General features: G+C 59.2%; 15 protein-coding genes. 14 read left to right on the top strand and 1 reads right to left on the bottom strand.

What is annotated here, in order from left to right:
• The first annotated feature begins 14 nt into the window (after positions 1–14).
• On the top strand, positions 15–236 hold the full coding sequence (locus tag FHP24_RS06870; RefSeq protein ID WP_139674715.1) for a putative signal transducing protein: 222 nt from the start codon (positions 15–17) through the stop codon (positions 234–236).
• On the top strand, positions 233–1,054 hold the full coding sequence (locus FHP24_RS06865) for a tRNA1(Val) (adenine(37)-N6)-methyltransferase (RefSeq protein ID WP_139674711.1): 822 nt from the start codon (positions 233–235) through the stop codon (positions 1,052–1,054). The genes FHP24_RS06870 and FHP24_RS06865 overlap by 4 nt, the downstream gene beginning before the upstream one ends.
• On the opposite strand, the gene FHP24_RS06860 is transcribed toward FHP24_RS06865, so the two are convergent.
• Entirely contained in the window at positions 1,023–2,363 is a 1,341-nt protein-coding gene (locus FHP24_RS06860; protein WP_139674707.1) for an Nramp family divalent metal transporter, read from the bottom strand. The two genes, FHP24_RS06865 and FHP24_RS06860, sit on opposite strands and share 32 nt — an antisense overlap.
• Before the next feature lie 157 nt (positions 2,364–2,520).
• Here FHP24_RS06860 and FHP24_RS06855 point away from each other — a divergent pair, with 157 nt between their 5' ends.
• The 12 genes from FHP24_RS06855 to FHP24_RS06795 all read left to right on the top strand — a co-directional run bounded on the left by FHP24_RS06855 (position 2,521) and on the right by FHP24_RS06795 (position 12,235).
• The gene (locus FHP24_RS06855; protein ID WP_139674704.1) at positions 2,521–3,387 is read left to right on the top strand and encodes a S49 family peptidase; all 867 of its coding nucleotides are present in this window, start codon (positions 2,521–2,523) and stop codon (positions 3,385–3,387) included.
• A gap of 56 nt (positions 3,388–3,443) precedes the next feature.
• The gene (locus FHP24_RS06850; protein WP_112456129.1) at positions 3,444–3,635 is read left to right on the top strand and encodes a hypothetical protein; all 192 of its coding nucleotides are present in this window, start codon (positions 3,444–3,446) and stop codon (positions 3,633–3,635) included.
• 280 nt (positions 3,636–3,915) lie between these two features.
• Positions 3,916–4,341: a PIN domain-containing protein gene (locus FHP24_RS06840; protein ID WP_139674701.1), complete on the top strand. Its 426-nt coding sequence runs from the start codon at positions 3,916–3,918 to the stop codon at positions 4,339–4,341.
• Between the two features lie 59 nt (positions 4,342–4,400).
• Positions 4,401–5,357 carry a glycine--tRNA ligase subunit alpha gene (locus tag FHP24_RS06835; protein WP_112456127.1) on the top strand — a complete coding sequence of 319 codons (957 nt, stop codon included), beginning with the start codon at positions 4,401–4,403 and terminating at the stop codon, positions 5,355–5,357.
• A gap of 82 nt (positions 5,358–5,439) precedes the next feature.
• On the top strand, positions 5,440–5,991 hold the full coding sequence (locus FHP24_RS06830; RefSeq protein WP_139674698.1) for a LemA family protein: 552 nt from the start codon (positions 5,440–5,442) through the stop codon (positions 5,989–5,991).
• A gap of 15 nt (positions 5,992–6,006) precedes the next feature.
• Positions 6,007–7,926 carry a DUF2207 domain-containing protein gene (locus tag FHP24_RS06825; protein ID WP_139674695.1) on the top strand — a complete coding sequence of 640 codons (1,920 nt, stop codon included), beginning with the start codon at positions 6,007–6,009 and terminating at the stop codon, positions 7,924–7,926.
• Positions 7,927–7,972: 46 nt separating this feature from the next.
• Positions 7,973–8,257, top strand: coding sequence for a type II toxin-antitoxin system RelE/ParE family toxin (locus tag FHP24_RS06820; protein ID WP_139674692.1), 285 nt, complete (start codon positions 7,973–7,975; stop codon positions 8,255–8,257).
• 12 nt (positions 8,258–8,269) lie between these two features.
• A complete protein-coding gene (locus FHP24_RS06815; RefSeq protein WP_139674689.1) occupies positions 8,270–8,566 on the top strand; it encodes a HigA family addiction module antitoxin in 297 nt (98 codons plus the stop codon).
• Between the two features lie 92 nt (positions 8,567–8,658).
• The gene (gene glyS / locus FHP24_RS06810; protein WP_139674686.1) at positions 8,659–11,001 is read left to right on the top strand and encodes a glycine--tRNA ligase subunit beta; all 2,343 of its coding nucleotides are present in this window, start codon (positions 8,659–8,661) and stop codon (positions 10,999–11,001) included.
• A gap of 193 nt (positions 11,002–11,194) precedes the next feature.
• Positions 11,195–11,446, top strand: coding sequence for a type II toxin-antitoxin system ParD family antitoxin (locus FHP24_RS06805; RefSeq protein ID WP_139674682.1), 252 nt, complete (start codon positions 11,195–11,197; stop codon positions 11,444–11,446).
• Positions 11,439–11,744: a type II toxin-antitoxin system RelE/ParE family toxin gene (locus FHP24_RS06800; protein WP_180355918.1), complete on the top strand. Its 306-nt coding sequence runs from the start codon at positions 11,439–11,441 to the stop codon at positions 11,742–11,744. The genes FHP24_RS06805 and FHP24_RS06800 overlap by 8 nt, the downstream gene beginning before the upstream one ends.
• Positions 11,741–12,235 (top strand): DUF523 domain-containing protein, encoded by a 495-nt coding sequence (locus FHP24_RS06795; protein WP_139674676.1) that lies wholly within the window; start codon positions 11,741–11,743, stop codon positions 12,233–12,235. The genes FHP24_RS06800 and FHP24_RS06795 overlap by 4 nt, the downstream gene beginning before the upstream one ends.
• Positions 12,236–12,351 lie beyond the last annotated feature (116 nt).

The following is a 12,351-nucleotide window of genomic DNA, read 5'->3' as shown; positions in this document are numbered from 1 at the left end:
CGAAAGGATGCCTGATGATCGAGCTTATCCGCACGAATGACGTCGTCACGTTGTCGCTGGCGGAGGCGCTGATGAAGGATGCCGGCATCCACTGCCTTGTTGCCGACCAGTCGATGAGCGTGCTTGAAGGTTCGCTCGGTCTGTTGCAGAGGCGTCTTCTGGTGGAAGAGGGACGTTCGGACGAGGCTCGCGGCATTCTGAGCGATGCCGGTCTGGAGGCCGAACTTCGTCCATGAGCAACGCCGATCTGCAAGAACCTGCCTTCACGATCGACGCCTTCCATCGGGGGCGGTTTCACGTCGTACAGCCGAAGAATGAAGGGCATCGGTCTGGTATCGACGCCATGCTGCTTGCCTCGCTGGTGGCAAGCGACAGACCCGTCAGCGTTGCCGATCTCGGTTCCGGGGCAGGGGCGGCCGGCCTTGCTGTTGCGTCGCGACTTGCCGATGCCCGTATCATGCTGATCGAGAAGTTTCCGGTCATGGCCGATTATGCCCGAAGAAGCATCGGACTGCCTGAAAACGCCTTTCTGGCAGACCGCGTAAACGTGGTCGAGGCGGACGTGACACTGACGGGAAAAGCCCGGCTCGCGGCAGGCCTGAACGACGAGGTTCACGATCACGTCATCATGAACCCGCCCTTCAATCATGCCGGGGATCGAAAGACACCCGACAACCTGAAGGCTGAAGCGCATGCGATGACGGAAGGCCTGTTCGAGACCTGGCTGAGGACGGCAGGTGCGATCATGAAGCCCGGCGGGCAATTGTCGTTGATCGCAAGGCCTGAATCGATTGCCGAGATTCTGGAGGCCTGTGGCAGGCGTTTCGGCGGCGTGGAAATCACCCCCGTTCATCCGCGACCCGGTGAGGATGCGACCCGTATCCTCGTGACGGCGATCAAGGGATCGAAGGCGAGGCTCATTTTCCGCGCACCACTTGTGGTGCATGGCGCGGACGGCCACTCGCTCAACACCGAAGTCGATGACCTGAACAACGGCCGCTCGGCCTATCGCAGGCGGGTTGTCAGCCGGTCACCACGTCAACCAGCAGTTTGACGTTGAGCGCGGCGATGGCAAGCGCGATCAGATAGGCGAGTGCTGCCAGCCAGCGTGGTGCGACCAAAGCGCCCATCTTCGCCTTGCTGGTGGTGAACATCACCAGCGGAAACACGGCGAAGGAAAGCTGGAGGCTGAGCACGACCTGCGTCAGGATGAGCAATTCGGACGTGCCTGCATCCCCATACCAGATAGTGACGATGCCGGCCGGAACGATGGCGATTGCCCGCGTAACCACCCGCCGCACCCATGGCTTCAGCTTGATGTGCAGAAAACCTTCCATGACGATCTGGCCGGCAAGTGTTGCCGTCACCGTCGAGTTCAAGCCGCAGCAGAGCAGCGCGATGCCGAAGAACACAGGCGCCAGCGCCAGCCCCAGGATCGGAGACAGAAGCGCATTCGCCTGGCCAAGCTCCACCACATCCGTGTGCCCGTTGGCATTAAAGGCGGCGGCCGCCAGAATGAGGATGGCGGCATTGATCATCAACGCAAAAGTCAGCGCCACGGTGGAATCGATCGTCGCGAATTTCAGCGCCTCGCGTTTTTCCGGCACGGTCTTGCCGAAATCCCGCGTCTGCACAATGCCGGAATGCAGGTAGAGATTGTGCGGCATGACGGTCGCGCCGAGAATGCCAAGCGCCAGATAGAGCATTTCCGGGTTCCTGACGATCTCCGTCGTCGGCACGAAACCGAAGGCGACCTCGGACCAGACCGGATCGGCAAAGAAGATCTGCACCCCGAAACAGACGGCGATGACGCCGAGCAGGGTGATGATGAAAGCTTCCACCCAGCGGAAACCGAGTTTTTGCAGATAGAGGATGAGAAACACGTCGAGCGAGGTGACGAGAACGCCGAGTTCGAGCGAAATGCCGAAGATCAGGTTGAGACCTATCGCCGTGCCGATTACCTCGGCAATGTCGGTGGCAATGATGGCGATTTCGGCGAGAGCCCACAGCACGACCGAAACCGACCGCGGAAAGGCATCGCGACAGGCCTGCGCCAGATCGCGACCCGAAGCGATCGCCAGTCGGGCGCAGAGCGATTGCAGCACGATCGCCATCAGGTTGGACAGAAGTGCGACTGAAAGCAGCGCGTAACCGAATTTCGATCCACCGGCGAGCGAGGTCGCCCAGTTGCCGGGGTCCATATAGCCGACGGCCACCAGATAACCGGGACCGGCGAAAGCCAGGACGCGCCTGAGCTTCGAGCTGTGGCTGGTAACCTTGACCGACTGGTAGACGTCGGAAAGCGAAGCCTCGCGGGCGTCGTTGCGCCAGCCGTTGTCGGCCTTAATGCGTGAGAGATCCATGTAGTCCTCGGATAGGCGGTGTCGGCATCATGCTTGTCTGGAATGAAATTGCAAGTCATTCGCAATAAGCTGTAAACCTTCCATGGAACAGGACGATTGCACTTGTCGTTCCAATGCCTACATGGATTGCTGAACCGAGTATCTGGAAGGATCGTAAATGGCTGGCTTGTTAAATCGTCTGCTCCCGAAGCGTTTTCGCAAAAAGGGATTGGCGATACCCGTCGTCCGGCTGCACGGAGCGATCATGACGGGCGGAAGCCAGTTCAAGCCGACGCTGAGCCTCGCGACCGCTGCGCCGATGCTGGAAAAGGCTTTTTCCAATAAGGAATCGCCGGTTGTCGCTATCTCGCTCAACTCCCCGGGTGGTTCGCCCGTGCAATCGCGGCTGATCTTTCAGCGCATTCGTGCGCTTGCGGAGGAAAAGCAGAAGAAGGTGCTGATCTTCGTCGAGGATGTAGCCGCTTCGGGCGGTTATATGATCGCGCTTGCGGGTGACGAGATCTTTGCCGATCCGACTTCGATCGTCGGATCGATCGGCGTCGTCTCCGGCGGTTTCGGTTTCCCGGAACTGCTGCGAAAGATCGGCGTCGAGCGCCGCGTCTACACCGCTGGCGAGAACAAGGTCATCCTCGATCCGTTCCAGCCGGAAAAGGGCAGCGATATCGAATATCTGAAGACGCTGCAGCTTGAGATCCACAAGGTGTTCATCGACATGGTCAAGATGCGCCGTGGCGAGCGTCTCGTTGATGACGGAGAGATTTTCTCCGGCCTGTTCTGGACCGGTGGGCGAGGACTGGAACTTGGCCTGATCGACGGCCTCGGTGATATGCGCGAAGTGCTGAAACGCCGTTTCGGCAAGGATGTTCGCCTCGAACTGATCGGCAGTGCCCGCACGCTGCTCGGCAAGCGGCTTCCCGGCGTGGTCTCGGGCGCACCGTCCTTCGGCGAAATCGCCGCGCAGGCGGGTGCGGGACTTGCCGCAAGTATCGAAGAAAGGGCATTGTGGAGCCGATACGGGCTCTGATGCCCGACGTGCTTCGTTGTAAGGCGAGGCGCTTTCTATGAGGACTTCGAGGGGAAATGGCCCAGCTTATATTTATGGCCGTGCTGATCTGCGGCGGGTGGATGCTCTACAAGCGCTTCATCAAGGATGCCGAGAAACTGACCGCACGCAGCAAGCAGCAGGAAAAAGAACGCCAGACCGGCGCCGTCGGTACGCTGGAGAAGGATCCGGTGACGGGCGAGTACCGGGTGAAGAAGGAAGAGGAATAGCGGAAAAGTCCACATATTCTGCTAGAATGCGGAGACAGTGGACTGGAGACGACCATGCGCGTGACCAAGTGGAATGATGCTCTGGCATTGCAGATACCCGACGACGTGGCAAATCGCTCGATCTCAAGAAAGGCGATGAGGTGGAGCTTAGTTTGAAGCTTGACCCCGATAAGCGTCCGGTTTCCGTCGAAGAGCGCGAAAGGATAATGGAGCACATTCGGTCCCGGCGGTGGAAGCTGCCAGACGGCTGGAAATTTGATCGTGACGAGGCCAATGAACGGTGAGCGCGTCGCCGTTTCTGGACACGAATATCTTTGTCTACGCGTTCACGGACGATCGGCGGACCGCAAGGGCTCAAGCTTCGCTCGAAAAGCCCTATGTCACAAGCGTGCAGGCGTTCAATGAATTCTCACATGTCATGCGGCGCAAATCCCGACGGGAATGGAATGAAATACGGACAGCCATTTCGGCCATCTATCGGATGTCGGAACGCGTGGTCGTTGTCGATCTGGCATTGAATGATAGGGCCTTTGATCTGGTTGGCCGGTACAACCTCGGATTCTTCGACGCATTGATGATAGCTGCTGCTCTCGAAGCAAAAACGACGCTATTCCTGTCTGAAGATCTTCATGACGGCCTCCTCATCGATGGTACGCTGACGGTCATAAATCCGTTCCGCTCAGCGGGTTCGGCTATAAATCCTTGACCCATTCTGCATCGCATGGCACTCGTCCGCATCCTCAATCAAACGATGCCGATATGCCCATGACCGATCTGCCCGAACATATGGACCCCAAGCGCTCTTTCCAGGCGCTGATCCTGACGCTCCATAACTACTGGGCAGACAAGGGCTGCGCCGTTTTGCAGCCATATGACATGGAAGTCGGCGCAGGCACGTTCCATCCGGCCACCACTTTGCGCGCGCTCGGCCCCAAGCCGTGGAAGGCTGCCTATGTGCAGCCGTCGCGCCGCCCATCCGACGGTCGTTACGGCGAAAACCCGAACCGGTTGCAGCACTATTATCAGTATCAGGTCATCCTGAAGCCGAACCCGTCGAACCTGCAGGAGCTTTATCTCGGCTCGCTGAAGGCGATCGGCCTCGATCCACTTCTGCATGACGTGCGTTTCGTCGAGGATGACTGGGAAAGCCCGACGCTCGGTGCCTGGGGTCTCGGTTGGGAATGCTGGTGCGACGGCATGGAAGTTTCACAGTTCACCTATTTTCAGGCCGTCTGCGGCATCGACTGCTCCCCGGTTGCCGGCGAACTGACCTATGGCCTTGAGCGGTTGGCCATGTATGTCCAGGGTGTCGACAACGTCTATGACCTGAACTTCAACGGCCGCGAAGGCGAAGAGAAGATCTCTTACGGCGACGTCTTCCTGCAGGCCGAGCAGGAATATTCACGCCACAATTTCGAATACGCCAATACCGAAATGCTGCATCGCCATTTCATCGATGCCGAAAAGGAATGTTTGGCACTTCTCGCTGCTGGTGCACCGGGCGACAACGCCAACCAGATGCTGCACAAATGTGTCTTTCCGGCCTATGACCAGTGCATCAAGGCATCCCACATCTTCAATCTGTTGGATGCCCGCGGCGTGATCTCGGTCACCGAACGCCAGAGCTACATTTTACGGGTGCGCACGCTGGCAAAGGCCTGCGGCGAGGCGTTTCTGCTGACCGATGCCGGCGGTGCGAATTTTGGTGAGAAGGCAGCCTAACGCTGTGATCATCAATTTCCGGTGACAATCCGGCTTTAGCGACATAGTCTCCCCGCGGCTAAACACCTCGGGGGAGTTCTTCATGTACATCGCACTCGGCTTGATCGCGCTCGTCGCTCTTTATGTGATCGTCATCTACAATGGCCTCGTGCGGGCGCGGCAGATGGCGGAAGAAGCGTGGTCGGGCATTGATGTGCAGCTGAAGCGTCGTGCCGACCTCATCCCCAACCTGATCGAGACCGTCAAGGGTTATGCTGCCCATGAAAAGGGTACGCTCGAAGAGGTCGTGAAACTGCGCAACCAGGCGCAGGCCGTGCCTGCAGGCGATGTCGCCGGACGTGCGCAGGCGGAAGGGCTTCTTTCCCAGGCACTCGGCAAACTGTTCGCACTCGCCGAAGCCTATCCGGACCTCAAGGCCAACCAGAATTTCGCCGAGCTGCAGACCTCGCTGGAGACGATCGAAAGCGAGATCCAGATGGCAAGGCGTTATTACAACGGTTCCGCCCGCGACCTGAATATCAAGGTCGAGAGCTTTCCCGCCAATCTCATCGCCGGTCCCTTCGGCTTTTCCAAGCGCGAATATTTCGAGATCGAGAACGAGGCCGATCGCGCCGTCCCCAGCGTGAAATTCTGAAACGGGAGGCGGCTGATGTTTCGGCGCATCCTCTTCACCCTTGCGCTGCTTTTGGCAGGATGCCTGCCGGCTGCTGCAGAGGAGTATATCCGCAGCTACAACTCCGACATCCTGATCGCCGCAGATGGCGCGCTGACGGTCACCGAGACGATCACGGTCAATGCCGAGGGTAACCGCATCCGCCGCGGCATCTTCCGCGATTTCCCGATGACCATGGAAGATGCCAAAGGCCGCACGATCAGGGTCGGTTTCGAACTCGTTTCCGTTACCCGCGACGGGCGGCCCGAGGCCTTTCACACCGAATCCATTTCCCGCGGCATCCGCATCTATGCCGGTGATGAAAACACGCAGCTTTCTCCCGGCGAGCACACCTATGCCATCACCTACAAGAGCAATCGACAGATCCGCTATTTCAACGATCACGACGAGCTTTACTGGAATGCGACCGGCAATGGCTGGCAGTTCCGCATTGCGCGTGCTTCGGCGCGGGTGACATTGCCGGGCGGCAGGGTCACGCAAACCGCCGCTTTTACGGGTCCCTACGGTTCCACTGCCGGAGATGCGCGTATCAGCGCCACCGGCAATCAGGCGGTTTTCACCACGACCCGGCCGCTGGGCAGCGAAGAGGGCCTCACCATCGTCGTCGGTTTCCCCAAGGGCGTTGTCGCAGCACCCTCGGCAGACCAGCAAAGCGCCTGGTGGTGGCGCGACAATCTTAATCTGTTGCTGGCGCTCGGCGGTCTTGCCATCGTCGCCCTTTATTACGTCCTGGTCTGGCGCAGGGTCGGCCGCGATCCGCAGGGCGGCGTCATCGTGCCGCGCTGGGATACTCCGGCCGGCATTTCGCCCGCTCTCGTCAACTACATCGACAACAAGGGCTTTTCCGGCGGCGGCTGGACGGCGTTTTCCGCCAGCCTGCTCGATCTCGCGGTAAAAGGTTATCTGACGCTGGAAGACCTGAAATCGCGGGTCGTCGTCCGCATCAGCGACAGGAAACCGCTCAAGGATCTTCCATCCGGGCAAAAGGCCATGCTCTTCCAGATGGGTGCGGCAGGCGAGACTTTTGCGATCGAAAAGTCCAACGGCGAACGGGTGCAGGAAATCGGCAAGGCTTTCCGTCTGGCGATCGAGAAAGAACACCGCGGCAAATATTACAAGCACAATGTCGTCTATATCGTGCTTGGGGTTTTGCTCAGCCTGCTTGCGGCCGGCGCGCTGCTGATTTTCGGCGATATCGATCCGGATGATCTGGGGCTGCTTATACCGTCGGTCATCTTCGGCGCCTTCTGGTCCTTCTTCGCCGTCAAGGCCGGAAAATCGCTGCTGCGGAAGAACACGGTTGCTGCCCGTATCGGCGCGATCATCTCGCTCGCCATATTCGGCCTCGTCGCCTTTTCCATCGGCGGCACCTTCATCGTCGGTGCGGTCGAAAGCATCGCGGATGGCCAGTGGCCGGTCTTTGCCGGCATCGGCGGCCTTGTCCTCATCAATGTCGTGTTCTTTTTCCTGATGGGCGCGCCCACTCCGCTCGGCCGCAAGCTGATGGATGAGATCGAGGGCCTGCGCACCTATCTGACGGTGGCCGAAAAAGACCGGATGAACATGGCCGGCGCGCCCGCCATGTCGCCGCAGCATTTCGAAAAGCTGTTGCCCTATGCCGTGGCGCTCGGCGTCGAAAAACCGTGGAGCGAGGCTTTCGAAACATGGCTTGCGACGGCCGTTGCAGCCGGTGCGGCCGCCTATACCTCGACCTGGTACCACGGCGACGGATTCGGCGGTTTTGGCGATCGCATCGGCGGTTTCTCGTCTTCCATGTCGCAGACGATCGCCTCGACCATCCCGACGCCGAAATCCTCGTCTTCGTCCTCCGGCCTCTCCACCGGCGGCGGTTTCTCCGGTGGTGGTGGAGGCGGAGGAGGTGGTGGTGGATGGTAAGGGAGGTTGCGAAATGTATCATTTCGTGATACACGGAGGCTAGCTCATGGTCATTCGATCTTATGCCAATAGCAGAACGAAGGAAGTCGCCTATGGCAACGTCCCTAAGGGCTTTCCAGCCGACCTTGCAAGGAGAGCGGTCCGTAAGCTGACCATGATAGAGAATGCCAGAGAACTGATCGACTTACGTTCGCCGCCGGGAAACCACCTGGAGGCATTAAAGGCTGACCGTCAGGGGCAGCACTCGATCAGGATCAACGATCAGTGGCGGATTTGTTTCGTGTGGACGGACGCCGGAGCGGAAAATGTCGAGATTGTCGACTATCACTGAAGGATTTCAACAATGATGAGTGTCTTGCCCCCCGTCCATCCCGGCGAAATTCTCCGTGAAGAATACCTCGTCCCATTGAAGCTGAGCGCAGGCGGACTGGCGAAAAAGCTGAATGTGCCAAGAACCCGCATAGAGCGGCTGGTTTCCGAACAGACCGCGGTAACATCTGATACGGCGCTGAGGCTTGCGCGATTTTTCAACACGACGCCCGAGTTCTGGATGAATCTCCAGACGAGTTATGACCTGAAAATCGAAAGCAAGACCAAGGCCGCGGAGATTGCGGCCATACCGGTCATGACGGCCGCTTAGGCCTCCACTTTCCCGATCAGACCTGATGACTTTTGCGGATGGGCTTGCTAAGCCCGCCACGACATCATTTTTAGCGCAAAGACTTGAGCCTCATGCCCGACCTGCTTCTAGAACTTCGCTCCGAGGAAATTCCCGCCCGCATGCAGCGCAAGGCGGCGGGTGACCTGAAAAAGCTCGTGACCGACGCGCTGGTGGATGCAGGCCTGACCTACGAGGGGGCGCGCGAATACTGGACACCGCGCCGCCTGACGCTGGATATCCGCGGCCTGACAGCCCGTTCCGCCGATCTGCGCGAGGAAATCAAGGGCCCGTCCACCAAGGCGCCCGAACAGGCGATCGCCGGTTTCCTGCGCAAGGCAGGCCTCTCCGATATCTCTGAGGCTCAGGTCGCCACCGATCCGAAGAAGGGCGATTTCTACGTCGCCATCGTTTCCAAGGCCGGCCGTGCCGCCGAAGAGATCATTGCCGATGTCATGCCCGGCGTCATCCGCTCCTTCCCCTGGCCGAAATCGATGCGCTCCGGTTTCGCCTCCATGCCGAAGGGCTCGAGCTATGGCGGCGTCGAGGGCAAGGGGTCGGAAAGCCTGCGCTGGGTGCGCCCGCTGCAGTCGATCGTCTGCACCTTCGGCTCCGAGCATGACGAGACGAAGGTCATCCCCTTCGAGATCGACAGCATTACCGCCGGCAACGTCACCTATGGGCACCGTTTCCACGCGCCGGATGCGTTAACCGTTCGCCGCTTCGACGATTATGTCGCAAGCCTCGAAAAGGCGAAGGTCATGCTCGATGCGGACCGCCGCAAGGACATGATCCTGCACGACGCCCGTGACCTCGCTTTCGCAAGCGGTCTGGATCTGGTCGAGGATGAAGGCCTGCTGGAAGAGGTCTCCGGTCTGGTCGAATGGCCGCATGTGCTGATGGGCACATTTGAGAAGGATTATCTCGAAATCCCGGCCGAGATCATCCGCCTGACGATTAAGACCAACCAAAAATGCTTCGTTACCCGCCCGCAAGGCGCGGAAGAAGGTCTGTCCAATCATTTCATCCTGATCTCGAATATCGATGCCAAGGATGGCGGCAAGGAAATCATCCACGGCAACGGCAAGGTCGTGCGCGCGCGCCTGTCGGATGCCAAGCATTTCTGGACCCGCGACCAGGGCGACCTGCCGGATCTCGGCACGCTGGTGGATTCGGCCAAAAAATTCGATCTCGACCTGAAGAAGCCGCTCGACCAGCGCATAGCCAAGCTCGATGCGCTGAACGTGACGTTCCACGCCAAGCTCGGCACGCAGGGCGAACGTGTTTCCCGTATCCGCGCACTGGCGAAGGAACTGGCCCCGATCGTCGGCGCCGACCCGATCCTCGTCGATCGGGCCGCGGTTCTCGCCAAGGCTGATCTACGCACCGAAGCCGTTGGTGAATTCCCCGAACTGCAGGGCCTGATGGGCCGCCGTTATGCCGGCCTGCAGGGCGAAAACGAATCCGTCGCCATTGCGCTTGAGGATCATTACAAGCCGCAGGGCCCGTCCGACCGCGTGCCAAAGGACAAGGTGGCGATCACCGTCGCATTAGCTGACAAGCTCGATACGCTGGTTGGCTTCTGGGCCATCGACGAAAAGCCGACCGGCTCGAAGGACCCGTATGCTCTGCGCCGTGCAGCGCTTGGCATTGTGCGCATTCTGCTGGAGCGGAATGTGCGTGTACCACTTCGTTTCGCGACCGCAAAAACCTTCGCGAGTCTCGTCGCAGCTTGGCAGTTCGATGCTGCTTTGCCAGAGGTAGAAAATGCGAAGAAGCTCGTTGAGCAAGGACTTCTCTCAACTGAAAATTTCGAAGAAATAAGAGATAGGTTGATCGGACGATCCGGTGCTGAAGCCTTGATCGAAGCTATGGGGCCAATTGCGTGGGAGAAGTCTTCTGACCTTCTCTCCTTCTTCCACGATCGCCTGAAAGTCTATCTGCGCGATATGGGCGCCCGTCACGACATTATCGACTCCGTCCTGACGCCCGAGACCGACGATCTTCTGCTCGTCGCCCGTCGTGCCGAAGCGCTGACCTCCTTCATCTCGTCGGATGACGGCCTGAACCTGCTGGCCGGCACCAAGCGCGCTGTGCAGCTGCTCGCCGCCGAAGAGAAGAAGGGCACTGTCGTCGCCGATGGTGTTTCGGACGAGTTGCTGAAGCTCGATGCCGAAAAGGCGCTCTGGGCGGCCATCACAGCTGCTTCGAAGGAAGCTGCCGAAGCCGTCGCGAGGGAAGACTTCCGCTCTGCCATGGAAGCCCTGTCGAAACTCCGCGCTCCGGTCGACAAGTTCTTCGAGGATGTGCTGGTCAACGACGAAGATGCCGCCATCCGCGCCAATCGCCTGGCCCTGCTCAAGGCAATCCGCGAGGCGACTGCTACGGTTGCCGACTTCTCCAAGATCAGTGGGTGAGGCGCGGTTCTCCGTAAGCAGAAACGCTCGATCCCGTAAATCGATTGCAGCGCCCAAGCCCTTGAGCTTAGGCGAGGGGCAGGGGTCTCCGGTTCGCCCTGTCAGCCTCTCCAAAAGCCCCGATAATACGGGGCTTTTTTCTGCCTTATGCTCCGTGTTAAACTAACTCCCTGATACGATTCTGGAGCTTTGGATGAACAAGCCCGTGCAAGTCACTCTCAGCGACCAGGCTGCAAGCTTTCTTTCGCGCGAACTGGAAAGCGGACGTTTCGACACTGTAGATGAAGTTGTCGAGGCAGGCCTTAAAATGCTCGAAGATGAGCAGTTGAAGATTGAAAGACTGCGAGAATTGCTGATCGAAAGCGAGAACAGCGGCCCGGCCGAGCCTTTCGACCGCGAAGCATTGATGGCGTCAGTTCGCGCATCGTGGGCTGAGCGTGGTTGAAGTTCGGCTACGTCGGACGGCGAAAAGCGATCTGCGCGGCATCGGGCGATATACTCGTGAACATTGGTCCGCAGATCAGGCCGGGATTTATGTAGATCAGCTTCTGGATGTGATCGAGCAAATCGGCGACCATCCTTTTTCTGGCCAGGATGTGAGTGATATCCGCGAAGGGTATCGTCGCCGCGCTGCAGGCCATCATCTTATATTCTATGCCGTCATGGCGGATGACTCCGTGGAGATCGCGCGCATCCTCAACGAAAAAGTCGATATCCGCCGCCATCTCGACGAACAGCTATGACCACGTCCAAAATCCTCATCAGCGCCTGTCTTCTCGGCCATGCTGTCCGTTATGACGGCAAGGGCAAGCCGCTTGTGCATCCGGCGATCGACCGATGGCGCGCGGAGGGCAGGCTGGTGACGATCTGCCCCGAACTTGCCGGTGGCATGAGCGTGCCGCGGCCACCTGCCGAAATCGAGAACGGCATGACCGGTGCCGATGTGCTTGCCGGCCGGGCGCGGGTCGTGGAAATAACCGGTGGCGACGTCACCGAGGCATTTGTTGCGGGCGCCCGGCACGCATTGGAATTTGCGCAAATGCATGGCTGTACCCATGCGCTTCTGATCGATGGCAGCCCCTCGTGTGGTTCCGGCTTTATCTATGATGGTTCGTTCGATGGGCAAAAACATGCCGGAAACGGTGTAACGGCAGCACTGCTGCTGGAAGCCGGTATCGTCGTGCGCTCGGATAAGCAGGTGGATGAACTGGACGCCTTGCTGGGCAGGTCCTGACGTTAACCGCAGCCTGACCGGATCTGCCGGAATTCGCTGCCCCGAAAAAGAGAAAGCCGCCGGACCCTAGTGTCCGGACGGCTTTCTTCCCCGCGTCCCCCGCGTAACTTTGAGGC

It is taken from the genome of Aliirhizobium smilacinae, from assembly GCF_006335145.1.
Taxonomy (GTDB): domain Bacteria; phylum Pseudomonadota; class Alphaproteobacteria; order Rhizobiales; family Rhizobiaceae; genus Neorhizobium; species Neorhizobium smilacinae.
This window is presented reverse-complemented; position numbering and strand designations above follow the sequence as displayed.

Coding starts and splice junctions, on each gene's coding strand:
- FHP24_RS06870 (WP_139674715.1), top strand. CDS start 15: ATGATCGAGCTTATCCGCACGAATGACGTCGTCACGTTGTCGCTGGCG.
- FHP24_RS06865 (WP_139674711.1), top strand. CDS start 233: ATGAGCAACGCCGATCTGCAAGAACCTGCCTTCACGATCGACGCCTTC.
- FHP24_RS06860 (WP_139674707.1), bottom strand. CDS start 2,363: ATGGATCTCTCACGCATTAAGGCCGACAACGGCTGGCGCAACGACGCC.
- FHP24_RS06855 (WP_139674704.1), top strand. CDS start 2,521: ATGGCTGGCTTGTTAAATCGTCTGCTCCCGAAGCGTTTTCGCAAAAAG.
- FHP24_RS06850 (WP_112456129.1), top strand. CDS start 3,444: ATGGCCCAGCTTATATTTATGGCCGTGCTGATCTGCGGCGGGTGGATG.
- FHP24_RS06835 (WP_112456127.1), top strand. CDS start 4,401: ATGACCGATCTGCCCGAACATATGGACCCCAAGCGCTCTTTCCAGGCG.
- FHP24_RS06830 (WP_139674698.1), top strand. CDS start 5,440: ATGTACATCGCACTCGGCTTGATCGCGCTCGTCGCTCTTTATGTGATC.
- FHP24_RS06825 (WP_139674695.1), top strand. CDS start 6,007: ATGTTTCGGCGCATCCTCTTCACCCTTGCGCTGCTTTTGGCAGGATGC.
- FHP24_RS06820 (WP_139674692.1), top strand. CDS start 7,973: ATGGTCATTCGATCTTATGCCAATAGCAGAACGAAGGAAGTCGCCTAT.
- FHP24_RS06815 (WP_139674689.1), top strand. CDS start 8,270: ATGATGAGTGTCTTGCCCCCCGTCCATCCCGGCGAAATTCTCCGTGAA.
- glyS (WP_139674686.1), top strand. CDS start 8,659: ATGCCCGACCTGCTTCTAGAACTTCGCTCCGAGGAAATTCCCGCCCGC.
- FHP24_RS06805 (WP_139674682.1), top strand. CDS start 11,195: ATGAACAAGCCCGTGCAAGTCACTCTCAGCGACCAGGCTGCAAGCTTT.
- FHP24_RS06795 (WP_139674676.1), top strand. CDS start 11,741: ATGACCACGTCCAAAATCCTCATCAGCGCCTGTCTTCTCGGCCATGCT.